Source organism: Nonomuraea sp. NPDC049758, from assembly GCF_040674635.1.
Lineage (GTDB): Bacteria > Actinomycetota > Actinomycetes > Streptosporangiales > Streptosporangiaceae > Nonomuraea.
Genome location: NZ_JBFAMZ010000004.1, coordinates 568,165 through 588,091 on the forward strand (window position 1 = coordinate 568,165; position 19,927 = coordinate 588,091).

Below are 19,927 nucleotides of genomic sequence, written 5' to 3' on the forward strand. Positions count from 1 at the left end.
CCCTACGACTTCGGCGTCGCCGTGGGGGACGGCGACGGCGACGGCGTCGTGCAGATGCCGTCGATGACGTAGAGCGTGACCACCTTCGTCTCCGGGACCACCGTGCCACCGGCCGGCACCGTCTTGGTGATCTTGCGGCAGGCGGGGTCGTCGGTCGTGTAGACATTGTTGACGACGCGCACCTGCAGCCCCGCCGCCTCGACCATCTCCTGCCCCTTGAGGAAGGGCAGCCCGGCGACCTTGGGCACCGTGATCTTCTTGACCGTCGGCGTCGGCGTGCTCGACGGCGACTTGGTCGGCTCCTTCGTGGTGGTCGGGGTGGTGGTGGGCGTGGTCGTCGGCTCCTCGGTCTCCGTCGGCTCCTCGCTCGGAGGATGCGTGGGCGGCCTGGTGGTGGGCGTCGTGGGCGGCTTCGTGGAAGGCGTCGGCGAAGGCTTGGGCTTCTTGGGACCGCTCTTCGTCGGGCCGGGGATGTCGTCGCTGTTGCCCCCGTTGGAGGCCGTGACGGTCGGCGTCGGCGCGCCGGGCACCATGCCGGTCAGCGCCACCGCCCCCGCGCCCACGCCGAGCACCACCGCGACCGCGAGGCCGACGACCAGGCCGGTCCTGCGCGGCGCCTTGGCGGCGCGGCGGCCGCCCGGCCGGCGCTCGCCGACGGCGGCGGTGGTCTCCTCCGACGACGCGGGCAGGTGCGCCCCCGTCTGGAACCCGCCGGCTCCGGCCGGCGGCTGTCCTCCCGGGTAGGCGGGCGGCTGGCCCTGCTGGTGGGCGCCCGTCGGCTGGGAGTGACCCGCCTGGTAGGCGCCCGTCGGCTGAGAGTGGCCCGCCTGGTAGGCACCGGTCTGGTACGACTCGGGTGGCGCGGCCATCGTGGCGCCCGTGGCCGGCGGCGCGATCTCGGCCACCGGCGTGATCGCCTGGCCCTGACCGGCCGCGCGGGCCGCCTCGCTCATGGCCTTCGCCGTGGGGAAACGCCGGGCGGGGTCCTTCGACAGCGCCACCTCCACCAGCGTCCGGATCTGCGGCGGGATGTCGGCGGGCAGCGGCGGCGGGGCCTCGCGGATGTGCTTGAGCGCGATCGTGACCGCGCTGTCACCGTCGAACGGCCGCTGTCCCAGCAGGCATTCGTAGGCGACCACGCCGAGCGCGTAGATGTCCACGGCCGGGGTGACGGGCGCGCCCTCGGCCTGCTCGGGCGCGCAGTAGGCGGCGGTGCCGAGCACCATGCCGGCGTCGGTCAGCCGGTTGGCCAGGTCGGAACGGGCGATGCCGAAGTCGGTGAGCACCAGCGTGCCGTCGCGCTGGACGAGCAGGTTGCCCGGTTTCACGTCGCGGTGCACGATTCCCTGGTCGTGCACCGCCTGCAGGGCCGAGGCGGCCTGCGCGATGAGCTCCATGGCCGCCTGCGGCGGGATCCGGCCGAGCCGGGCCAGCAGCCGGTCGAGCGGCTCCCCGTCCACGAACTTCATCACGAGGTAGACGGTGTCGCCGCTCACCCCGTAGTCGTAGACGTCGACCACGCCGGAATGGTTGATCGTGGCCATCGCCCTGGCTTCCCCCTGGAACCTGGCGACGAATCCGCGATCATCCATGCGGCCTGGGAGCAGCACCTTGACGGCGACGGTGCGGGCGAGCACGATGTCCTCGCCTCGCCACACCTCGCCCATGCCGCCGGCGCCGATGCGGGTATCCAGTCGATACCGCCCCGCCAGCGTCGTGCCTTGGGCAACCATGACTCCCCCGCTACCCCCCTACATCGGTAACCTCGCCCACCCCGCGGTTCTCCAACAAAGCGAACTTTTGTCGCGGTGAGGTAACACAGTGGTCACGGAAACTCCGAGAGTGTACCTGTCTCAGGAGCCCCATATGCCACTCATATGCCGCAAGCCGTACAAACCCTATCCTGGAGCCTTATGGGCGGTGTTGTCCGCGTTTCCAGGAGATCAGAACCGCCCTCGGTAGGCTGACCCCCATGACGCTCTCACCTGGCCTCCGCTCGCAACTGCTCACCATGGTCGAGAGATCCGACACAGCCGAGCGAGCCGGCAGCGGCGACGTGCCCGTGCTGGCCACGCCCAGGCTGCTCGCGCTGGCCGAACGGGCCACCGTCGAGGCCGTGCGCCCGCACCTGGCCGAGGGCGAGACGTCCGTCGGCACCCGGGTCGAGCTCGAACACCTGGCCGCCAGCGCCGTCGGCGACCACGTCCAGCTCACCGCCGAGCTCACCGGCGTCGACGGCCGGCGCCTGGTCTTCGCCTTCGAGGCCCGCGACCGGCAGGGCACGCTCGTGGGCCGCGGCACGGTCGAGCGGACGGTCGTCGACCGCGCCAGGTTCCTGGCCCGCCTCAGTCGATGACGGCGATCAGGTCGCCCTCCTGGATCACGTCGCCCTCGGCCACCTTGAGCTGCGACACCACGCCCGCGTCCTCGGCGAGCACGGGGATCTCCATCTTCATCGACTCAAGGATGACCAGCGTGTCCCCCTCGGAGACCGCCTCGCCCTCCCGGACGACCACTTTCCACACGTTCGCCACCATCTCGGCGCGTACCTCGGCCACCGGCGCTCTCCTCTTCCGACGTCACTGACAATGTCGACCGGGTCAGGCCCGCATTCGCCCGACCAGACCCGTGTCGTAGTCTCCCGCGACGAATGCCGGGTTCTCCAGCAGCTCGGCACAGAAGGGCAGATTGCTCCTCGGCCCCTCGACGGTGAACTCCGCGACCGCCTTGCGGCCCAGCTCCAGCGCCTCGGTCCGGTCGGCCCCGACCACGCACAGCTTGGCCATCAGCGGGTCGTAGAACATGGTCACCGTGTCGCCCGCCGCGTAGCCGGAGTCGACGCGGATGCCGGCGCCGGCGGGCTCGTCCCAGGTGGTGATCCGGCCGGGACCGGGCAGGAAACGCTTGGGGTCCTCGGCGTAGACCCGGAACTCGATCGCGTGCCCCTGCGGCGCCACCGTGATCTCCGGGCTCTCCCCGGCGGCCACGCGGAGCTGCAGCTCCACCAGGTCGAGGCCGGTGACCAGTTCCGTGACCGGGTGCTCGACCTGCAGCCTGGTGTTCATCTCCAGGAACACGAAGTCCTGGGCGTCGGCGTCGACCAGGCACTCGACCGTGCCCGCGCCGAGATAGCCGACGGCCTCGCCGGCCCGCACGGCCGCGGCCAGCATGCGTTCGCGCAGCTCGGGGCCGATGCCGGGGGACGGGGACTCCTCGACGACCTTCTGGTGGCGGCGCTGCACCGAGCAGTCGCGCTCGCCCAGGGCCAGCACCCGGCCGTCGGGCAGGCCGAGGATCTGCACCTCGACGTGGCGGGCACGTTCGACGTAGCGCTCCAGCAGGACCGCGGGCCCGGCCAGCGCGTCGCCCGCGCCGCCCGCCGCGGCCGCCGCGGCGAACTGGCCGCCGCCCTGGCCGCCTGCTCGAAGGCCTTGGCCAGCCCGGCGTCGTCACGGGCCACGCTCATGCCGATCCCGCCACCGCCGCCGGCGGTCTTGACCATGACCGGGTAGCCGATCAGCTCGGCCGCGTCGAGCGCCGCGACCAGGTCGGTGACCGGTTCCCTGGTGCCCGCGGCAACGGGCACGCCCGCCTGCTCCATGAGGTTCCTGGCGTTGATCTTGTCGCCCATGCGGTCGATGGACTCCGGCGACGGCCCGATCCACACGAGCCCGGCCTCGATCACCGCCCGCGCGAACGCGGCGTTCTCCGACAGGAAGCCGTAACCGGGATGCACCGCGCCCGCTCCCGTGGCGCGGGCCGCGTCCAGCACCCTGGCCGGGTCGAGATAGCTCTGCGCGGGGTCGGCCGGGCCGATCAGCACCGCCTCGTCGGCCTCGCGCACGAACGGCAGCCCGGCGTCGGCCTCGGAGTGCACGGCGACGGCACGCAGGCCCATGCGCCTGACCGTGCGGATGATCCGCCGGGCGATCTCCCCCCGGTTGGCGATCAGAACGGGTCCGAGCGTCTCAGCAGTCACGCGGTCAACCCTATGACCGGCGTCGGCTCGTCCCTTGTCCCGTGAAGTACCGATCAGCGGAGAATGATCTGTAGGAACCCCACAAAGGCGGGCAATCGGCTACACGCGGCCTCTGCCGACCACCCGGGCCAGGGCATCGAGCGCGGCGGCGTCGTACGCGCTGCCCGCCGTGAGCCCGATGCGCTCCAGCGCCGCTCCCGACCGGTCGCGATCGGTGGACGGCCCCACCAGGTCGTCGTAGGCGTTGGCGACCCTGATGATGCGGCTGGACAGCGGCGGGTCGTCGGCGATCTCGTCGCACTGCCTCCGGACCACCTCGGCCACCCGGTCGAGCACGCCCGTCTGCCTGATCACCTCGGCCCCCAGCTCGGCTATGCGCCGCGCCTGCTCCGGATCGGCCAGCACGGTGGCGCCGCCCGGGATGGGGTCGCGCAGCGAGAGCTGGCCGATGTCGTGCATGAGGGCCGCGTACTCCAGCTCCAGCAGCTCGGGCTCGGCCATGCCCAGCTCCCGGCCGACCGCCACGGCCAGCCGGGACACCCGGCGCGAGTGGCCGGGCTCGACGTAGCCGCCGACCTCGGTGACCCGCGACAGGGCGCGGACGGTCTGCAGGTAGGTGGCGCGGATGCCGGCGTACTTGCGGAAGGCCACCTGCGTGACCAGCAGCGGCGCGGCGAACACCAGCAGCGCCACCAGGTCCATGCTGTGCGTGGCGAGCGCGAGCAGCACGCCGGAGGCGGCCACCGCGGCGCCCAGCGGGAACGCCATGTTGATCTCGTCGCGCACCGCCACCCGGAACGCCGTGCGCAGCCGCTCGGCCCGCAGCAGCGCCGCGATCAGCACGTCGACCAGCAGCGTCACCGTGATCAGCGAGACCATGACCACGAGCGCCGGCCACCAGGTGTGGGCGCCCGGCGGCGGCTTGGTGAGCTGGTAGAGCGGGTCGGCCAGCGGACGGAAGGCGAAGGCCAGCAGCGCGCCGGTGAGCAGGCGGCGGGCCATCGCGTCGAGCCGCGGCGGCCGGCCGACGGCCAGGTGGGGCAGCGCGCCCGCGATCATCCCGGCCGCGATCACGGCCACGACCTGCAGCGCGGAGTGGCGCAACTGGTTCTGGCTGAGGTCGAGCAGCAGGGTGTAGCCGAGCGCCGCGGCGGCGCCGATGGGCGCGACCTCCCGGTTGCCCGGCATGGTCAGCCGGGCCAGCTCGCCGACCGCGATCAACGCGCCGAACCCGATGGCGATCTCGGGACGGTCGAGCCCCACGGCCGCCGTGTGCGCCACGCCCGCGACGGCGACCAGCCCGGCCGCGCAGATCAGCAACAACTGGCCGGAGTCGAGCCGGCGCAGGACGGTGGCCTGTGCCCGGTCGGCGCGCCGGGCGCGCTCTGTGGTGGTCATGGCCCGCTCACGACCTGGATCGGCATCGTCGGGTCGTCGTGGTCCTTGATCGTCGCCTCGGCGGCGTCGGGCGGCGGCGCCTCGACCCGGCGCGGCGGCTGCCAGGGACTGCGTTCCAGCGCCCGGATGAACGCGGCCACCATGACCGGGTCGAAGTGCGTGCCGGAGCACTTGCGCAGCTCCTCCACGGCCACCTCGACCGGGCGCGCCCCCCGGTAGGAACGGTCGGAGGTCATCGAGTCGAACGCGTCGGCCACCGCGATCACCTTGGCGAACTCGGGGATCTCGTCGCCGGCCAGGCCCATCGGGTAGCCGGTGCCGTCGTGGCGCTCGTGGTGGTGCATGATCCCGGCGTAGGCCTCGTCGAGGAAGCCGATGCCGCGGACGATCTCCAGCCCGCGCATCGGATGGAGCTGGATCGCGGCGAGCTCCCCCTCGGTGAGCGGGCCGTCCTTCTGCAGCACCTTCGTGGGCACGCCCAGCTTGCCGACGTCGTGCAGCATGCCGGCGTAGCGGATGGCGCGCAGGCGTTCGAGCCGCATGCCGATCTCCTCGGCGATCATGCTGGAGGCGAGCGAGACGCGCGTGCAGTGGCCCCGGGTGTAGTAGTCCTTGGTCTCGACGGCCTGGCACAGCGCGGCGATGGTGGCGTCGTACGAGCGCTGCTGGGCGTGGTACTGGCCGAACGCCCACCGGGCCACGAACAACGGCATCAGCACCAGCACCGCCGAGATCGACTGCACGGTCGCCCACAACCCGGCCACCAGCAGCCCGAACGTGCCGTAACCGAGATAGGACAGCAGGAACTGGACCATGCCGCGCAGCGGCACCTCCGTGGCCCGCACGCTGGTCGCCAGGCTGATCATGGTCAGCGTGAGCACGATGTTGAGCGGCACGAACACGGCGGTCGCGGCGGCGTAGGGGCCGATGAGGCTGTCGAACTCGTTGACCCGCGGCACCCCGACCGCGCCGTGCAGCCACTCGTAGACCCAGCCGGAGGCGTAGCCGCAGACGGCGAACTGCGCGCCGTTGAACAGCCGCTTGATCAGCGGCAGCCCCGGGCGCACGCTGACCGCGGCGGTGAGCCCCACCAGCGCCGCGCCCTCCGGCCCGATCAGCACGACCGCGGCCAGCGACGCCGAGAAGCTCACCGACACCGCGAACTGCTCCACGTTGAGCAGCGTCGGCATCGACTCGCACACCAGGAAGAGCAGCCCGAGCACCAGCAGGATGTCGAGTTTCTCCGGCGCCACGAGCGGGCCGGAGACGATCGCGCTGTGCCCGATGAGCGCGGCCGCCGCCGCGATCACGGCGACCAGGTAGACCCTCGCGGGCCAGGGCAGGTCACGCATTGCGGCCCCCTACGGCGGTCAGGTCCAGGAAACCCCTGGCGGCAGCGCGCCGATGCCGGCCAGGGCCACCATCGAGGTGACCACGATGACGGCGGCGAGCGACCGGGTGAACCTGTCCTTCAACATCCCACATGCCTCCACGTCGACTTCTGGAGCTCACGCTACAGAAGAGGACGTCACCGTACGGGCCGAGCGGGAAATCGCAAGCAAAGTGTAATCAAGCAACTACCTGGCGCGACTCCGCGCCCAGGCCACGGTGCTCTTCACGCCGGTCGGCAGGTCGGTGCGCGGCTCCCAGCGCAGCCCCTCGTGGGCGGGCACCGGATCGACGGCCATCGCCGGCAGGTCGCCGACCCGCGGCTGCGCGAAGCCCGGCTTGTCCTGGGCCCCGGCCGCGTCGGCGATCAGCGAGTGCAGGCGCCTGTCGGTGGTCTGGATGCCGGTGCCGAGGTTGAAGCGGCGGCCGTTGCCCTCGCTGCCGCAGGCCCGGACGAAGCCGTCGACCACGTCGTCGACGTAGACGTAGTCGCGGGTCTGGGTGCCGTCGCCGTAGAGGACGGTGGGGGTGCCGTTGAGCAGGGCGTCGGTGAAGATCGACACGACGCCGGCCTCGCCGTCGGGCGACTGGCGCGGGCCGTAGACGTTGGAGAGCACCAGCGTGGTGTACTCCAGGCCGTACAGGGCGCGGAAGGTCGCCAGGTAGATCTCGGCGCTCAGCTTGGAGGCCGCGTACGGCGAGCGCGGGTCGGTGGGCGCGTCGCCGGGCACGGGGATCGTGGCGGGCCGGCCGTAGACCGCCACCGACGAGGCGAACACCACCTTGCGCGTGGTGCCCTCCTTGGCCGCCGTCAGCACCGACGCGGTGCCCTCGACGTTGAGCCGGGCGTCGTGGACGGGGTCGGCGACGCTCCTGCGTACGCTGATCTGGGCGGCCAGGTGGCAGATGACCTCGGGCCGCAGTTCGGCCGCCAGCCCGATGATCGCCGGGTCGCGCACGTCGAGGACGTGCAGGCTGAAACGGTCGCTCTCGGCGGCGTTGACCAGGTTGTCCCTGCTGCCGGAGGACAGGTCGTCTACGGCGACGACCTCGTGTCCGTCCGCGAGCAGGCGGTCGACGAGATTCGACCCGATGAAACCGGCACCACCGGTGACTAGGACGCGCATGGCGTGAATCCTAGTCGGCCAGCTCCGACCTCACCTGCTCGATCCGCGCCAGCACCTTGGACCGCAGATCGGCGGGGACGGGGTCGCAGCCGCAGTGCTTGGCCACGAGCGCCTTGACCGCCTTGTCGAGGTCGTACTCCTTCAGGCACGGGCTGCACTCGTCGAGATGCACGCGGATGTCGGAGACGTCACCGTCGGTCAGCTCGCCGTCGAGGTAGGCGTAGACCTTGTCCAGCACCTCGCGACAGTCGGTGTCGTGCGGGTTGCCACAGCTCATTTCGATCCCTCCGAGGGGACCAGGCCGCGCTCGCGGGCGTAGTCCTCAAGGAGGCCCCGGAGCTGCCTGCGTCCCCGATGCAGCCTGGACATCACGGTGCCGATGGGGGTGCCCATGATGTCGGCGATCTCCTTGTAGGGGAAGCCTTCGACGTCGGCGAGGTAGACGGCGATCCTGAACTCTTCCGGCAGCGCCGCGAGCGCCTGCTTGATGTCGCCGTCGGGGAGGTGCTCCAGCGCCTCGACCTCGGCCGACTTCAGCCCGCTCGAGGTGTGGGACTCGGCGCGCGCGAGCTGCCAGTCCTCGATCTCCTCGGTGCCGGACTGCTTGGGCTCACGCTGCTTCTTGCGGTAGCTGTTGATGAACGTGTTCGTCAGGATCCGGTAGAGCCACGCCTTGAGGTTCGTGCCCTCCTGGAACTGGTGGAACGACGCGAACGCCTTGGCGAAGGTCTCCTGAAGCAGGTCCTCCGCGTCCGCTGGATTCCGGGTCATCCGGAGCGCGGCGGAGTAGAGCTGTTCGAGATACGGCATGACGTCGCGCTCGAACCGCTCGCTGCGCTGCTCCAGAGTCTCCGCGCCTGTCGCGGGCACCGGACCCACCCCCCTAAGATCACCGGTGGCCGGCTGTGGCGGTACACCGTACTCAGGGGAGAATACCCGCTGGCCGATGACCTCCTGGTCATCGGGGCGCGGTCTTTCCAATGTGAGCATGCTCGTCGCAACACGCCCGCGCCCTTGTCTGTTCCCGCAAGATAGAAGGTACAGAGGACCCGGTGCGGGGAACGTCCATACGTACCGGCTGGTAGCCCTTTTTCCGGAACTCAGGAGTCGCGTGTGCTGCCCATTCCGGCCGAGGAACTGAACGGCTCTGGGACGCTCGGGCCGTACTGGACCTTCTACCGCGCCGTCGCCGCCGAGCAACTGAACCGCTGGCTTCCCGGCGAACCGTCGGTGATCCTCGATCTGTCCGGCGGCCGCGGACGCTGGTCCGGCCAGGCCGCGCGGGCGGGACATCGGGTGATCGAGGTGCTCGACTTCCGCCGGACCGTGGACGCGCAGTCCCGTTTGCGGGACGCCGACCGGGTTCGGCACGTACGCGCCGACGATCTGGCGTTTCTTCCCGATGAGAGCGTCGACGCGGTGGTCGCCGAGGAACGCGCGATGTCGATCGAACTCATGGCCGAGTCGGCGATGAGCGACGTGGCCAGGGTGCTGCGTCCGGGCGGGCGGGCGCTGGTGTGCGTCGACTCGCTGGTGCTCGGCATGGCGATCCTGGCCGAGCAGGAGCAGTGGCAGCACCTGCGGCAGACCGGCGAGGTCATGCTGGTGCCCTGGCCCGACGGCAGCATCACGCGCTGCTTCAGCAGCGGCCAGCTCCGCGAGCTGCTGATGGGGGCCGGGCTGGAGGTGGAGTGGATGCGGCCGCGCACGGTGTTGTCGCCGTCCACGGTGGACCACGTGCTCGGGTCCGACGGGCGGGCCCTGACCTGGCTCGTGCGCACCGAGCTCGACGCCCATCCCGACGACGACGACACGGTGGGCATCCACCTGGTGGCCAGCGCCCGCAAGAGCTGACCGACCCGCCGACCGGTTTCCGGGGGCCGCGGGTCGGTTCCCGGGGGCCGCCGGCCGTTCCCAGGGCCGCCGTTCTCCTCGTCCGGCGGCCTCCGGTTCCTCCGCGGGTCAGCGGCGGCGTTCGCGTCTTCCCTGGCACGGCACGCAGCGGGCGGCCTCCGGGCGGGCCTCCAGCCGGCCCTCGGGCACCGGCTCGTCGCAGTCGACGCACCTGCCGTACGCGCCTTCGTCCAGGCGCCTGATCGCCTCGGTCACCGCGCGGCGTTGCGCGGTCGCCACGGTGAGCATGGCCTGCGCGCGGTCGGCGTCGGTGAGGTCGGAGCCCGCGTCGGCCGCCGAGTGCTCGCGGATCGCGACGGGGTCGCCCTGGAGGACCCCGATCGAGCGGTCCAGCTCCGCGAGCATGTCTTCGAGCCGCTGACGAGCGGTCGTGACGTCCACGAATCCGCACCTCCGGGTGAAAAGGGGGAAGCCCGCGGCTAGGACTCCCCGGTTGTCCCGCCCGGCGCAATTAGGGGCATGTCGTGGCGGTGACACCGAGTGAACGGTCGCATCGCTTTCCTCACCGAATGCCCACTTACCATGCTTCTTACACCTTTAGAAAAGGCCGGCTTCCTCCTCGTCGGGAAGCGGTTTGATGAGATCCGGCCCATTGTTCCGGACATTATTGACATCAGTAGAAACGGGATATGCCGCCAGCCTCCCGGCCTCCGCGGGCACCAGGAGTCGTGAGGCGCGCTCGGTGTCGGTGAGGGCCGGGTCGAGCCAGTCGGCCCAGCGGTCGCGCTCGATCATCATGGGCATCCTGTCGTGGATGCGGCCGAGCTCGTCTTCCGCGTCCGTGGTGATGACCGTGCAGGTCACCAGCCACTTGAGCGGGTCGTCGTCGTCGCGGGTGCGGTCCTTCCAGAACTCGTACAGGCCCGCCATGGCCAGCACGCCGCCGTCGGCCGGGTGGATGAAGTACGGCTGCTTCTTCTTCTCGCCCTCGACGGCCATCCACTCGAAGTAGCCGTCGGCCGGGATCAGGCATCTGCGCTTGGCGAACGCCTGCCGGAACGACGGCTTCTCGGCCAGCGTCTCGGCCCTGGCGTTGATCAGCCGGGAGCCGATCGACGGATCCTTGGCCCAGACGGGCACGAGACCCCACCTGACGATCCTGAGCTGCCGGACCGCGTGCTCGTCCTCCTTGGAGGACCGGCTCATGACCGCGTAGACGTTCTTGGTGGGGGCGACGTTGAAGTCGGCGCCCAGCTCCTTGTCGGGCTCGCCGTCGAGCTCGACCTGGAACTCCTCCAGCAGCTCGTGCTTCTTGCGCGCCGAGGCGTATCTACCGCACATGTCCCCACATTGCCATACGCCGGGGTGTTGCTCGCGGCTTCGCCTCCGACCGGGGCGGCTCGGCTCGGCTCGGTGGAAGGGCGACGCGCCCGGCTGGGACGGCTCGGCTCGGTGGAAGGGCGACGCGTCGTCCACAGGCCGTGAACGGGCCGTACCAGGGCCAGTAGGCTTTGGACATGCCCGCTCAGCACTGGCCCGCGCCGACGGCCGACACGCCCGTCAACGCCTCCGTCCGCCTGCCCGGCTCCAAGTCCGTCACCAACCGGGCGCTGCTGCTCGCCGCGCTGGCCGACGGTCCTGGCGTCGTCCGCCAGGCGCTGCGCAGCCGCGACGCCGACCTCATGGTGTCGGCCCTGCGCGCGCTCGGCGCCACGCTGACGGCCGTGCGCGAGACCACCGACGCGGTCGACTGGGAGGTGACGCCGGGCCCGGTCCGCGGCGGCGCGCGCATCGACGCCGGGCTGGCGGGCACGGTCATGCGGTTCGTCCCGCCGATGGCGGCGCTGGCCGACGGCCCGGTCTTCTTCGACGGCGACCCCTACGCCCGCAGGCGTCCGATGGGCCCGATCCTCGACGCCCTGCGCGCGCTCGGGGCGCGCATCGACAACGACGCGCTCCCGTTCACCATCACCGGCCCGCTGACCGGCGGCGAGGTCACGATCGACGCCTCCGGCTCCTCGCAGTTCGTCTCGGGGCTGATGCTGACGGCGGCGCGGTTCGCGAAGGGCGTGACGATCCGGCACGTCGGCCCGCCGGTGCCCTCCCAGCCGCACATCGAGATGACCGTCCACATGCTGCGGGAGGCCGGGGTCAAGGTCGACGACACCGAGCGCGACGTGTGGCGGGTCGAGCCGGGCCCGATCGCGGCCAGGGACATGACGGTCGAGCCCGACCTGTCCAACGCGGCGCCGTTCCTGGCCGCCGCGCTGGTCACGGGCGGCACGGTCACGGTCCCCGGCTGGCCGGCGGAGACCACCCAGCCGGGCGACGCGCTGCGCGGCCTGCTCACCACCATGGGCGCCACGGTGACCCGCGACGGCGACGACCTGGTCGTCACCGGCACGGGCGAGGTCAAGGGCCTCGACGCCGACCTCCATGAGGTGGGCGAGCTGACCCCCACGATCGCCGCGCTGGCCGCCCTGGCCACCACGCCGAGCCGCATCCGCGGGGTCGGCCACCTGCGCGGCCACGAGACCGACCGGCTGGCCGCGCTGGCCACCGAGATCAACGCCCTCGGCGGCGACGCGGAGGAGACGGCCGACGGCCTGCTCATCCGTCCCCGCCCGCTGCACGGCGGCGTGTTCCACAGCTACGACGACCACCGCATGGCCACGGCCGGGGCCGTGATCGGCCTCGCCGTGCCGGGCGTGGAGGTGGAGAACATCGCGACGACCGCCAAGACGTTGCCCGAGTTCGTCCAGATGTGGGCGACGATGCTGGAGTCCCGATGAGCGGCGATGATCGCGCGTTTCGCGGCAGGCGGCGGGGGCACTTCGCAGGAGGGTCCGGCGTGAGAGGAAGCGAGCGCATGGGAGCGGACCGCTGAGAAAGCGGGAGTACGACGAGGACGACGTACGGGTCAGGCCGGGCAAGGGCTCGCGCCCGCGCACCCGCATCCGTCCCGCGCACGAGGACGCCGTGGAGGGCTTCGTGGTCGCCGTCGACCGGGGCCGCTACACCACCCTGGTCGAGCCCGACCGCGGCCACAAGCGCAAGCAGCAGCAGCGCCGGCTCGTGGTCGCCATGAAGGCCCGCGAGCTGGGCCGCAAGGGCATCGTGGTCGGCGACCGGGTGGCCCTGGTCGGCGACGTGTCGGGCCTCCCCGACACGCTGGCCAGGGTGGTCCGGGTGGAGCCGCGCACCTCGATGTTGCGCCGCTCGGCCGACGACACCGACGACACCGACGGCATCGAGCGCCCGGTCGTGGCCAACGCCGACCAGCTCGTGATCGTCACGGCGCTGGCCGACCCGCCGCCCCGGCCCCGGATGATCGACCGGATCCTGGTGGCGGCCTTCGACGCCGAGATCGACGCCCTGCTGTGCCTGACCAAGTCCGACCTCGCCCCACCGGACGAGCTGGTCGCCCTGTACGAGCCGCTGGGCGTGCCGCACATCGTGGTCCACAAGGGCGGCTCCCTCGACGAGCTGCGCGACCACCTGGCCGGCCGCATCAGCGTGCTGGTGGGCCATTCGGGCGTGGGCAAGTCCACCCTGGTCAACGCCCTGGTGCCCGACGCCAACCGCGCGGTCTCGCACGTCAACGCGGTCACCGGCCGCGGCCGGCACACCTCGACCTCGGCCGTCGCGCTGGAGCTGCCCGAGGGCGGCTGGATCATCGACACGCCGGGGGTGCGCAGCTTCGGCCTGGCCCACGTGTCGGTCGAGACCGTGCTGGCCGCCTTCCCCGACCTGGTGGAGGGCACGGTCACCTGCCCGAAGGGCTGCACCCATCTCGGCGACGGGTGCGCGCTCGACGCCTGGGCGGCCGCGGGCAACGCCGACCCGGCCCGCCTGGAGTCGCTGCGCCGCCTGCTGTCCAGCCGCGAGGGCGCCCCCGACGAGCCCGCCGCCTGATCACCGGCCGTTCAGGGGCGGTTGGGGCGCAGCGTCCAGGTGACGGTGAGGCTGGAGACCAGGGTGCCGGCCGCGTCGCGCACGTCGACCAGCACGTCGAAGACGGGCCGCTCGCCGGCGTCCAGCTTGCCGACGACCTCCTCCCTTGAGGCGGCCACCCGCGCCTCGGCCCGCACCTCCCCCAGGGCCACCTTCCGGAACTCGATGGTCGCCGTCGTGGGCAGCGGCACGCTGCGGCTGAGCTGATCGCCGAACCTGGACAGCACCGCCGCGCCCGACGCCGACTCGGCCAGGGTGAACAGCGTGCCCGCGTGCGGCCCGGCCACGTGGTTGTGCAGCTCGGGCCGGTCGGGCAGCCGGCATTCCGCCCGGCCGTCCTCGACCGAGTCGAACACGATCCCCAACGTCCGGGCGAATGGAACGGTTTCGAGAAGGAAGGCACCTACATCAGTGGACATAGGAGACATGTTACTGGTCAGTAGGTGAAAAGGGAGTTACCAGAAAAGGGTGGCCGGTGACTGATGTCCGGCACGACCGACGCGATAGCGTGGCTGACCGTGCAGGGTTACAACGACGATCTACGCCTCGCTCACGTCATGGCGGACGCCGCCGACGACCTGACCATGCGGCGCTTCAAGGCGGTCGACCTCAAGGTCGAGACCAAGCCCGACCTGACGCCGGTCAGCGACGCCGACCGCGCCGTCGAGGAGGCCATCCGCGGCACGCTTCGCCGGGCCCGGCCGCGCGACGCGGTGGTGGGCGAGGAGTTCGGCAGGACCGGGTGGGGAGCCCGGTCGTGGATCATCGACCCCATCGACGGCACCAAGAACTACGTGCGCGGCGTGCCCGTCTGGGCCACGCTGATCGCGCTCATGGAGTACGGCAAGGTCGTCGTCGGCCTGGTGTCGGCCCCCGCGCTCGGCCGTCGCTGGTGGGCGGCGACCGGCGGCGGCGCCTGGACCGGCAAGAGCCTGGCGAAGGCCACCAGGATGAGCGTCTCCTCGGTCACCGCGCTGGAGGACGCCTCCTTCTCCTACTCCAGCTTCGGCGGCTGGGAGGAGCTCGGCAAGCTGGACAACTTCCTCGACCTCGGCCGCGCCTGCTGGCGCACCCGCGCGTACGGCGACTTCTGGTCCCACATGATGGTCGCCGAGGGCTCGGCCGACGTCTCCGCCGAGCCGGAGCTGTCGCCCTGGGACATGGCGGCCCTGACCGTGATCGTCGAGGAGGCCGGCGGCGTCTGGACCGACCTCGCCGGCGTGCGCGGCCTGGAGGGCGGCAGCCTGGTCTGCACGAACGGCGCCCTCCACGACGAGGTGCTGAACCGGCTCAACGGCACCACGATCACCTCCTGACGGCCCGCTTCAGGCCGTCTCGAAGTCGGTGCACAACCATCGATGGCCGTGCCGCTCCAGCCGTACGGCCAGGACGTGGCTGCGCTCGCCGCAGTGCACCAGCACGCACATCTCGACGGCCCCGTCCCTCGGCTCCTTGACGTGCGGGCTCCCGACGAACGGCGGCCGATCGGCGGAGATCATCCGGCCGGCCCTGACGAGGTCGCGGTAGGCCCCGCCGGTGAGCCGGTCGGCCACCGACTCCGGCGGGCGGCGGCCCGTCAGCACCTCGGCCAGCGCCTGCCCGAGCTGACGCAGCCTGCGTTCGTCGGGCCGGGCTCCGGGCGGGCCCCAGACCAGCGGGGTCAGGGCCAGTGCGCCGTGCGTGGAGTCGTCCGCCATGCGCCCTCCAATTGACTCAGGGGGAAGAAGGAAACGCCTTAATGAGTTTTCGGCCGGGGCCGCCGGATACGAAATCCGCCAACTTTACCCGGCCGCCGTCCTCTTTTCTCCCCTTGGGCGGAGAAATGCATCGCGGGGCTGGATCCCCTATTTCTTTATCGGTTGTTCAGAGCGACAACACCCGGGCGACCGCATTCATCAATGAGTCGCGGTACGAGGCTCCGTACAGCACCACGTGCACCAGCAGCGGATGGAGCTGGTGCAGCGGCACCCGCGCCCGCCACCCCGGCGCGAGCGGGAACTCCTCCTGGTACGCCCCCATCACCCGATCCAGGTACGGCAGCCCGAACAGGGCCAGCATGGCCAGGTCCGTCTCCCGGTGCCCGCCGTGGGCCGCCGGATCGACGAGCACCCCGGTGCCACCGGACCACAACACGTTCCCGCTCCACAGATCCCCGTGGACGCGGGCGGGCGGCTCCGGCGGCCCGGCCACCTCGGCGAACCGCGCCACGGCCCGCTCGACCAGCGTCACGTCCGCGGCCGGCAGCCGCGCCCGGCGCAGGAACGGCAACACCCGCCGGGAGGCGTAGAAGGACGGCCAGTCGCCGTCGGGCGAGTTGTCCATGGGCAGCTCGGCGATGAACCCCGGCCACGGCGCGCCGAACCCGGCCGCCCCGGCGCGGTGCAGACGGGCCAGGTCACGGCCGAACCGCACGGCCGCCTCGGCGGTGGGCGCCTCCTGCGGCACCCACGACAACACCAGCCGGTCGGGACCGGCCTCCACGACCTCGGGCACGGTGATCGCCTCGCCCAGCCAGCGCAACCCGGCGGCCTCGGAGGCGAACATGTCGGAGGCAGGGCCGATCTTGGCGAACACCTGCCGCCCGTCCTCCAGCACGCCGCGCTGCAACCGCCGGCCGTGGGAGGAGCCGAGGTCCTCAGTCGATCTCATCGGCGATGTGCGCGGCCACGCCCTTGGAGGCCGTCTCCAGCATGGTCAGCACCTCCTCGAAGCCCTCGCGGCCACCGTAATAGGGGTCGGGCACCTCGGCGCCGTCCGGCGCGCCGGGGTCGAACGAGCGGAACAGGCGCACCTCGACGCCGGCGGGCGCCAGGCGGCGCAGGTTGGCCGCGTTGTCGCGGTCCATCGCCAGCACCAGGTCGTAGCGGTCGAACCAGTCCCGCGTGAACTGCCTGGCGCGGTGGGCGGCGCCGTCGTAGCCGTGCTCGGCCAGGATGCCCAGCGCCCGCTCGTCCATCGGATCGCCGGCGTGCCAGCCGCCGGTGCCCGCGCTCTCGACGACGACCCGGCCGCCGAGCCCGCGCTCCTCCAGGGTCCGGCGGAGCACCGCCTCCGCCATCGGGGAACGGCAGATGTTGCCCATGCACACGAGACACACGCGATAGCTCATGTATCCCATCTTCGCTGGTCACATTGATGGAGAGGACCAGGCGCGTTCACCGAACGTTCACCCTTGTTGGGGGGTCTGAGTCACTTTGCCTGCATAACTTCATGGACGACTAAGGACCAAGTGAGGGGAACCCAACCGTGAAGTATGCAGGCCGGCTCGCCGCCGTCGCCGTCGTCGGCGCGCTCTCGCTCGCTGCGTGCGGCACAGACAACAACAGCTCCGGGAGCACGAACGGCACCAGCTCCGCCGCCGCTCCCGCCGCGGGCAACGACAACGGCCTGAGCGGCACCATCAACGCCGCCGGTTCGTCGGCCCAGGCCAACGCGATCGACCAGTGGAAGAAGGACTTCCAGGCCAAGAACTCGGGCGTGAGCCTGAACTACCAGCCGAGCGGTTCGGGTGCCGGTGTGCAGTCGTTCATCGCGGGCACGGTCGACTTCGCGGGTTCGGACTCCGCTCTCAAGGACGACAAGGGCGAGCCCGCCCAGGCCGACGCCCGGTGCAAGACCGGCAAGGCCATCAACATCCCGATGGTGACCGGCCCGGTCGCGGTGGTCTACAACCTCCCCGGCGTGGACGGCCTGCAGCTGTCGCCCAAGACCATCGGCGGCATCTTCGACAGCAAGATCACCAAGTGGGACGACGCGGCCATCAAGGCCGACAACCCCGACGCCAAGCTCCCGTCCACGCCGATCTCGGCCTTCCACCGCTCGGACGAGTCGGGCACCAGCGACAACTTCACCAAGTTCCTCAAGGCGACCGCCGGCTGGCCGTACGAGCCCGCCAAGGCGTGGCCCGCCGAGGCCAAGGGCCAGGGCGCCAAGGGCTCGGACCAGGTCGCGGCCAGCGTCAAGAGCACCGAGGGCTCCATCGGCTACGTCGAGCTCTCCTTCGCCGAGAACTCCCAGCTCAGCAAGGCCAAGGTGGCCAACGGCTCCGGCGAGTTCGTCGAGCTGACCGCCGACAGCGCGGCCAAGACGGTCGAGACCGCCGAGATCACCGGCACCGGCAACGACCTGAAGCTGAGCATCGACTACGCCACCAAGACAGCGGGCGCGTACCCGATCGTGCTGGTGACGTACGAGATCACCTGCGAGAAGGGCCTCGCGCCCGAGCAGGCCAAGATCGTCAAGGAGTTCCTCACCTACACCTCCAGCGACGAGGGCCAGGCCGCGCTGAAGGACCTCGGCTACGCCCCGCTCGCGGGCGAGCTGCTCACCAAGGTCCGCACCGCCGTCGGCGCGATCTCCTAGCACAGCATGACGACCAACGTTCGTACCCGTGGGGGCGGGCCGGCCACGCGCCGGTCCGCCTCGCGGCGCAGCCATGGTGAAGGCCCCTTCAAGTTCGTCTCCACCGGTGCCGGCGTCCTGCTGCTGGGGATCATGGCGGCCATCGCCGTGTTCCTCATCAGCGAGGCCGTCCCGGCCCTGCAGGCGAACAAGGGCAACTTCTTCACCGACCTGATCTGGGAGCCCAACGGCAGCCAGGTCTTCGGCATCGGCGCGCTGGCCTTCGGCACCGTCCTCAGCTCGGCGATCGCGCTGGTCATCGCCACCCCCATCGCGGTGGGCGTGGCGCTGTTCATCTCCCACTACGCGCCCCGCCGCCTGGCCGGGCCGCTCGGCTACCTGGTCGACCTGCTGGCCGCCGTGCCCAGCGTCGTCTACGGCCTGTGGGGCGTGACGTTCCTGGTGCCGCTGCTGCGCACGCCGTCGCAGTGGCTCAACGAGCACCTCGGCTGGTTCCCGCTGTTCTCCGGCGAGGGGGCCATCGGCGGCAAGACCATGCTCGCCGGCGGCATCGTCCTGGCGATCATGATCCTGCCGATCATCGCGGCCATCTCGCGCGAGGTCTTCCTCCAGGCCCCGAAGATGAACGAGGAGGCGGCCCTGGCGCTCGGCGCCACCCGCTGGGAGATGATCAGGATGGCCGTGCTGCCGTTCGGCCGGCCCGGCGTCATCAGCGCCGCCATGCTCGGCCTCGGCCGCGCGATGGGCGAGACCATCGCGGTCGCGCTGATCTTCCCCGCCACCTTCGACCTCAGCTTCGAGATCCTCACCCCGCACGCCAACAGCATCGCGGCCAACATCGCCAACGGCTTCGGCGAGGCCACGCAGGTCGGCCGGGGTGCGCTGATCGCCTCCGGTCTGGTGCTGTTCGTCATCACGCTGCTGGTCAACATGGGCGCACGCATGGTGATCAACCGGCGCAAGGAGTTCAGGGCGGTGGGATCATGACCATCCAGCACATCTCGACCGGCCGCCGGATCAAGGACAGGTTCGTCCAGGGGCTGGTCTACCTGGCGTTCGCGCTGGCCGTGGTGCCGCTCATCTCGGTCCTCTGGCTGGTGATCTCGAACGGCCTGGCCCGCTTCGACCTGGAGTTCCTCACCCACTCGATGCGGAACATCGGCGCCCGCGACGTCGGCGGCGGCGCCTACCACGCCATCATCGGCACGTTGGAGCAGGTCCTGCTGGCCTCGCTCATCTCGGTCCCGATCGGCCTGTTCACCGCCATCTACCTGGTCGAGTACGGCCACGGCGGCCGCCTGAGCCGGGCCATCAGCTTCTTCGTGGACGTCATGACCGGCGTCCCTTCAGTCGTTTCCGGCCTGTTCATCCTCGCCTTCTGGGTGCTCTTCCTGGGCAACCCGTTCTCCGGCTTCGCCGGCGCGCTGGCGCTGTCGATCCTGATGATGCCGACCGTGGTCAGATCGGCCGAGGAAATGCTCCGGCTGGTGCCCAACGACCTGCGCGAAGCCTCGTACGCGCTGGGCGTGGCCAAGTGGCGCACGATCCTGAAGGTCGTGCTGCCGACCGCGTTCACCGGCATCGTCACCGGCGTCATGCTGGCCGTCGCCCGCGTGGCCGGCGAGACCGCGCCGCTGCTGCTCACGGTGTTCTTCACCGACTCCATCAACAACGATCCGTTCAGCGGGCCGCAGATGGGCCTTCCGCTCTTCGTCTTCGACCAGGCGGCCCGTCCCAACGACACCGCCATCGACCGCGCCTGGGCCGGAGCCCTCACGCTGATCCTGATCGTCATGCTGCTCAACCTGGTGGCGCGCCTGATCGCCTGGTGGCGCAGGCCCGCCAGGGGCCGATAGGGGGTATC

The 19,927-nt window shown here is 71.2% G+C and carries 22 protein-coding genes and 1 pseudogene; 8 read left to right on the top strand and 15 right to left on the bottom strand.

Annotated features, from left to right (window positions below; translation table 11 throughout):
• Positions 1 to 2: 2 nt before the first annotated feature.
• Entirely contained in the window at positions 3 to 1,733 is a 1,731-nt protein-coding gene (locus AB0J46_RS14110; RefSeq protein WP_364330888.1) for a serine/threonine protein kinase, read from the bottom strand.
• A gap of 239 nt (positions 1,734 to 1,972) precedes the next feature.
• Here AB0J46_RS14110 and AB0J46_RS14115 point away from each other — a divergent pair, with 239 nt between their 5' ends.
• Entirely contained in the window at positions 1,973 to 2,356 is a 384-nt protein-coding gene (locus AB0J46_RS14115) for a thioesterase family protein (protein ID WP_364330891.1), read from the top strand.
• Here AB0J46_RS14115 and AB0J46_RS14120 read toward each other — a convergent pair.
• From AB0J46_RS14120 to AB0J46_RS14155, 8 genes and pseudogenes are all read right to left on the bottom strand, one after another.
• Positions 2,346 to 2,558 carry a biotin/lipoyl-binding carrier protein gene (locus tag AB0J46_RS14120; RefSeq protein ID WP_358289001.1) on the bottom strand — a complete coding sequence of 71 codons (213 nt, stop codon included), beginning with the start codon at positions 2,556 to 2,558 and terminating at the stop codon, positions 2,346 to 2,348. The genes AB0J46_RS14115 and AB0J46_RS14120 overlap by 11 nt on opposite strands.
• A 42-nt stretch (positions 2,559 to 2,600) precedes the next feature.
• Positions 2,601 to 3,302: a hypothetical protein gene (locus tag AB0J46_RS14125; protein WP_364330895.1), complete on the bottom strand. Its 702-nt coding sequence runs from the start codon at positions 3,300 to 3,302 to the stop codon at positions 2,601 to 2,603.
• Between the two features lie 152 nt (positions 3,303 to 3,454).
• A pseudogene (locus tag AB0J46_RS14130) lies at positions 3,455 to 3,898 on the bottom strand (biotin carboxylase N-terminal domain-containing protein); the annotation flags it as partial.
• A 180-nt stretch (positions 3,899 to 4,078) separates the two neighbouring features.
• Complete coding sequence (locus AB0J46_RS14135; RefSeq protein WP_364330898.1) at positions 4,079 to 5,377, bottom strand: HD domain-containing phosphohydrolase; 1,299 nt, start codon at positions 5,375 to 5,377, stop codon at positions 4,079 to 4,081.
• Positions 5,374 to 6,729, bottom strand: a complete 1,356-nt coding sequence (locus tag AB0J46_RS14140) for an HD-GYP domain-containing protein (RefSeq protein ID WP_364330901.1) — start codon at positions 6,727 to 6,729, stop codon at positions 5,374 to 5,376. The genes AB0J46_RS14135 and AB0J46_RS14140 overlap by 4 nt, the downstream gene beginning before the upstream one ends.
• A 225-nt stretch (positions 6,730 to 6,954) precedes the next feature.
• Positions 6,955 to 7,893: an NAD-dependent epimerase/dehydratase family protein gene (locus tag AB0J46_RS14145; protein WP_358289007.1), complete on the bottom strand. Its 939-nt coding sequence runs from the start codon at positions 7,891 to 7,893 to the stop codon at positions 6,955 to 6,957.
• Positions 7,894 to 7,903: 10 nt separating this feature from the next.
• Positions 7,904 to 8,170, bottom strand: coding sequence for a mycothiol system anti-sigma-R factor (gene rsrA, locus AB0J46_RS14150; RefSeq protein ID WP_352322878.1), 267 nt, complete (start codon positions 8,168 to 8,170; stop codon positions 7,904 to 7,906).
• Positions 8,167 to 8,772 carry a sigma-70 family RNA polymerase sigma factor gene (locus AB0J46_RS14155; protein WP_125648071.1) on the bottom strand — a complete coding sequence of 202 codons (606 nt, stop codon included), beginning with the start codon at positions 8,770 to 8,772 and terminating at the stop codon, positions 8,167 to 8,169. The genes rsrA and AB0J46_RS14155 overlap by 4 nt, the downstream gene beginning before the upstream one ends.
• 234 nt (positions 8,773 to 9,006) lie before the next feature.
• Between AB0J46_RS14155 and AB0J46_RS14160 the strand changes: the two genes are divergently transcribed.
• The gene (locus tag AB0J46_RS14160; RefSeq protein WP_352322877.1) at positions 9,007 to 9,747 is read left to right on the top strand and encodes a methyltransferase domain-containing protein; all 741 of its coding nucleotides are present in this window, start codon (positions 9,007 to 9,009) and stop codon (positions 9,745 to 9,747) included.
• Positions 9,748 to 9,855: 108 nt separating this feature from the next.
• Here AB0J46_RS14160 and AB0J46_RS14165 read toward each other — a convergent pair whose 3' ends face one another.
• Both AB0J46_RS14165 and AB0J46_RS14170 read right to left on the bottom strand, forming a co-directional pair.
• The gene (locus AB0J46_RS14165; RefSeq protein ID WP_364330906.1) at positions 9,856 to 10,188 is read right to left on the bottom strand and encodes a TraR/DksA C4-type zinc finger protein; all 333 of its coding nucleotides are present in this window, start codon (positions 10,186 to 10,188) and stop codon (positions 9,856 to 9,858) included.
• Positions 10,189 to 10,344: 156 nt separating this feature from the next.
• On the bottom strand, positions 10,345 to 11,088 hold the full coding sequence (locus tag AB0J46_RS14170) for an SOS response-associated peptidase (RefSeq protein WP_364330909.1): 744 nt from the start codon (positions 11,086 to 11,088) through the stop codon (positions 10,345 to 10,347).
• A gap of 176 nt (positions 11,089 to 11,264) precedes the next feature.
• On the opposite strand from AB0J46_RS14170, the gene aroA reads away from it, so the two are divergent.
• The gene (gene aroA / locus AB0J46_RS14175) at positions 11,265 to 12,539 is read left to right on the top strand and encodes a 3-phosphoshikimate 1-carboxyvinyltransferase (protein ID WP_364330912.1); all 1,275 of its coding nucleotides are present in this window, start codon (positions 11,265 to 11,267) and stop codon (positions 12,537 to 12,539) included.
• Between the two features lie 91 nt (positions 12,540 to 12,630).
• Positions 12,631 to 13,662: a ribosome small subunit-dependent GTPase A gene (rsgA, locus tag AB0J46_RS14180; protein ID WP_358289078.1), complete on the top strand. Its 1,032-nt coding sequence runs from the start codon at positions 12,631 to 12,633 to the stop codon at positions 13,660 to 13,662.
• Between the two features lie 11 nt (positions 13,663 to 13,673).
• Here rsgA and AB0J46_RS14185 read toward each other — a convergent pair whose 3' ends face one another.
• A complete protein-coding gene (locus AB0J46_RS14185) occupies positions 13,674 to 14,129 on the bottom strand; it encodes a DUF4442 domain-containing protein (RefSeq protein WP_358009509.1) in 456 nt (151 codons plus the stop codon).
• Positions 14,130 to 14,219: 90 nt separating this feature from the next.
• Here AB0J46_RS14185 and hisN point away from each other — a divergent pair, with 90 nt between their 5' ends.
• A complete protein-coding gene (hisN, locus tag AB0J46_RS14190; RefSeq protein ID WP_352366090.1) occupies positions 14,220 to 15,017 on the top strand; it encodes a histidinol-phosphatase in 798 nt (265 codons plus the stop codon).
• 9 nt (positions 15,018 to 15,026) lie between these two features.
• On the opposite strand, the gene AB0J46_RS14195 is transcribed toward hisN, so the two are convergent.
• The 3 genes from AB0J46_RS14195 to AB0J46_RS14205 form a co-directional block, all read right to left on the bottom strand.
• A complete protein-coding gene (locus tag AB0J46_RS14195) occupies positions 15,027 to 15,398 on the bottom strand; it encodes an Rv3235 family protein (RefSeq protein WP_352366048.1) in 372 nt (123 codons plus the stop codon).
• A 166-nt stretch (positions 15,399 to 15,564) separates the two neighbouring features.
• The gene (locus AB0J46_RS14200) at positions 15,565 to 16,350 is read right to left on the bottom strand and encodes a fructosamine kinase family protein (RefSeq protein WP_364330916.1); all 786 of its coding nucleotides are present in this window, start codon (positions 16,348 to 16,350) and stop codon (positions 15,565 to 15,567) included.
• Positions 16,337 to 16,810, bottom strand: coding sequence for a low molecular weight protein-tyrosine-phosphatase (locus AB0J46_RS14205; RefSeq protein WP_358289023.1), 474 nt, complete (start codon positions 16,808 to 16,810; stop codon positions 16,337 to 16,339). Before AB0J46_RS14205 ends, AB0J46_RS14200 begins: the two co-directional genes overlap by 14 nt.
• 137 nt (positions 16,811 to 16,947) lie before the next feature.
• On the opposite strand from AB0J46_RS14205, the gene pstS reads away from it, so the two are divergent.
• The 3 genes from pstS to pstA are packed head-to-tail and all read left to right on the top strand — an operon-like array spanning position 16,948 to position 19,919.
• Positions 16,948 to 18,063, top strand: coding sequence for a phosphate ABC transporter substrate-binding protein PstS (gene pstS, locus AB0J46_RS14210; RefSeq protein WP_364330920.1), 1,116 nt, complete (start codon positions 16,948 to 16,950; stop codon positions 18,061 to 18,063).
• A 6-nt stretch (positions 18,064 to 18,069) separates the two neighbouring features.
• The gene (gene pstC / locus AB0J46_RS14215) at positions 18,070 to 19,050 is read left to right on the top strand and encodes a phosphate ABC transporter permease subunit PstC (RefSeq protein WP_357985112.1); all 981 of its coding nucleotides are present in this window, start codon (positions 18,070 to 18,072) and stop codon (positions 19,048 to 19,050) included.
• Positions 19,047 to 19,919, top strand: a complete 873-nt coding sequence (gene pstA, locus AB0J46_RS14220) for a phosphate ABC transporter permease PstA (RefSeq protein WP_357985115.1) — start codon at positions 19,047 to 19,049, stop codon at positions 19,917 to 19,919. The genes pstC and pstA overlap by 4 nt, the downstream gene beginning before the upstream one ends.
• Positions 19,920 to 19,927 lie beyond the last annotated feature (8 nt).

Bases quoted from the DNA above. Each gene is read 5' to 3' on its own strand.
- AB0J46_RS14110 (WP_364330888.1), bottom strand. From the start codon at position 1,733: ATGGTTGCCCAAGGCACGACGCTGGCGGGGCGGTATCGACTGGATACC.
- AB0J46_RS14115 (WP_364330891.1), top strand. From the start codon at position 1,973: ATGACGCTCTCACCTGGCCTCCGCTCGCAACTGCTCACCATGGTCGAG.
- AB0J46_RS14135 (WP_364330898.1), bottom strand. From the start codon at position 5,377: ATGACCACCACAGAGCGCGCCCGGCGCGCCGACCGGGCACAGGCCACC.
- AB0J46_RS14140 (WP_364330901.1), bottom strand. From the start codon at position 6,729: ATGCGTGACCTGCCCTGGCCCGCGAGGGTCTACCTGGTCGCCGTGATC.
- AB0J46_RS14145 (WP_358289007.1), bottom strand. From the start codon at position 7,893: ATGCGCGTCCTAGTCACCGGTGGTGCCGGTTTCATCGGGTCGAATCTC.
- rsrA (WP_352322878.1), bottom strand. From the start codon at position 8,170: ATGAGCTGTGGCAACCCGCACGACACCGACTGTCGCGAGGTGCTGGAC.
- AB0J46_RS14170 (WP_364330909.1), bottom strand. From the start codon at position 11,088: ATGTGCGGTAGATACGCCTCGGCGCGCAAGAAGCACGAGCTGCTGGAG.
- aroA (WP_364330912.1), top strand. From the start codon at position 11,265: ATGCCCGCTCAGCACTGGCCCGCGCCGACGGCCGACACGCCCGTCAAC.
- AB0J46_RS14185 (WP_358009509.1), bottom strand. From the start codon at position 14,129: ATGTCTCCTATGTCCACTGATGTAGGTGCCTTCCTTCTCGAAACCGTT.
- AB0J46_RS14195 (WP_352366048.1), bottom strand. From the start codon at position 15,398: ATGGCGGACGACTCCACGCACGGCGCACTGGCCCTGACCCCGCTGGTC.
- AB0J46_RS14200 (WP_364330916.1), bottom strand. From the start codon at position 16,350: ATGAGATCGACTGAGGACCTCGGCTCCTCCCACGGCCGGCGGTTGCAG.
- AB0J46_RS14205 (WP_358289023.1), bottom strand. From the start codon at position 16,810: ATGAGCTATCGCGTGTGTCTCGTGTGCATGGGCAACATCTGCCGTTCC.
- pstC (WP_357985112.1), top strand. From the start codon at position 18,070: ATGACGACCAACGTTCGTACCCGTGGGGGCGGGCCGGCCACGCGCCGG.
- pstA (WP_357985115.1), top strand. From the start codon at position 19,047: ATGACCATCCAGCACATCTCGACCGGCCGCCGGATCAAGGACAGGTTC.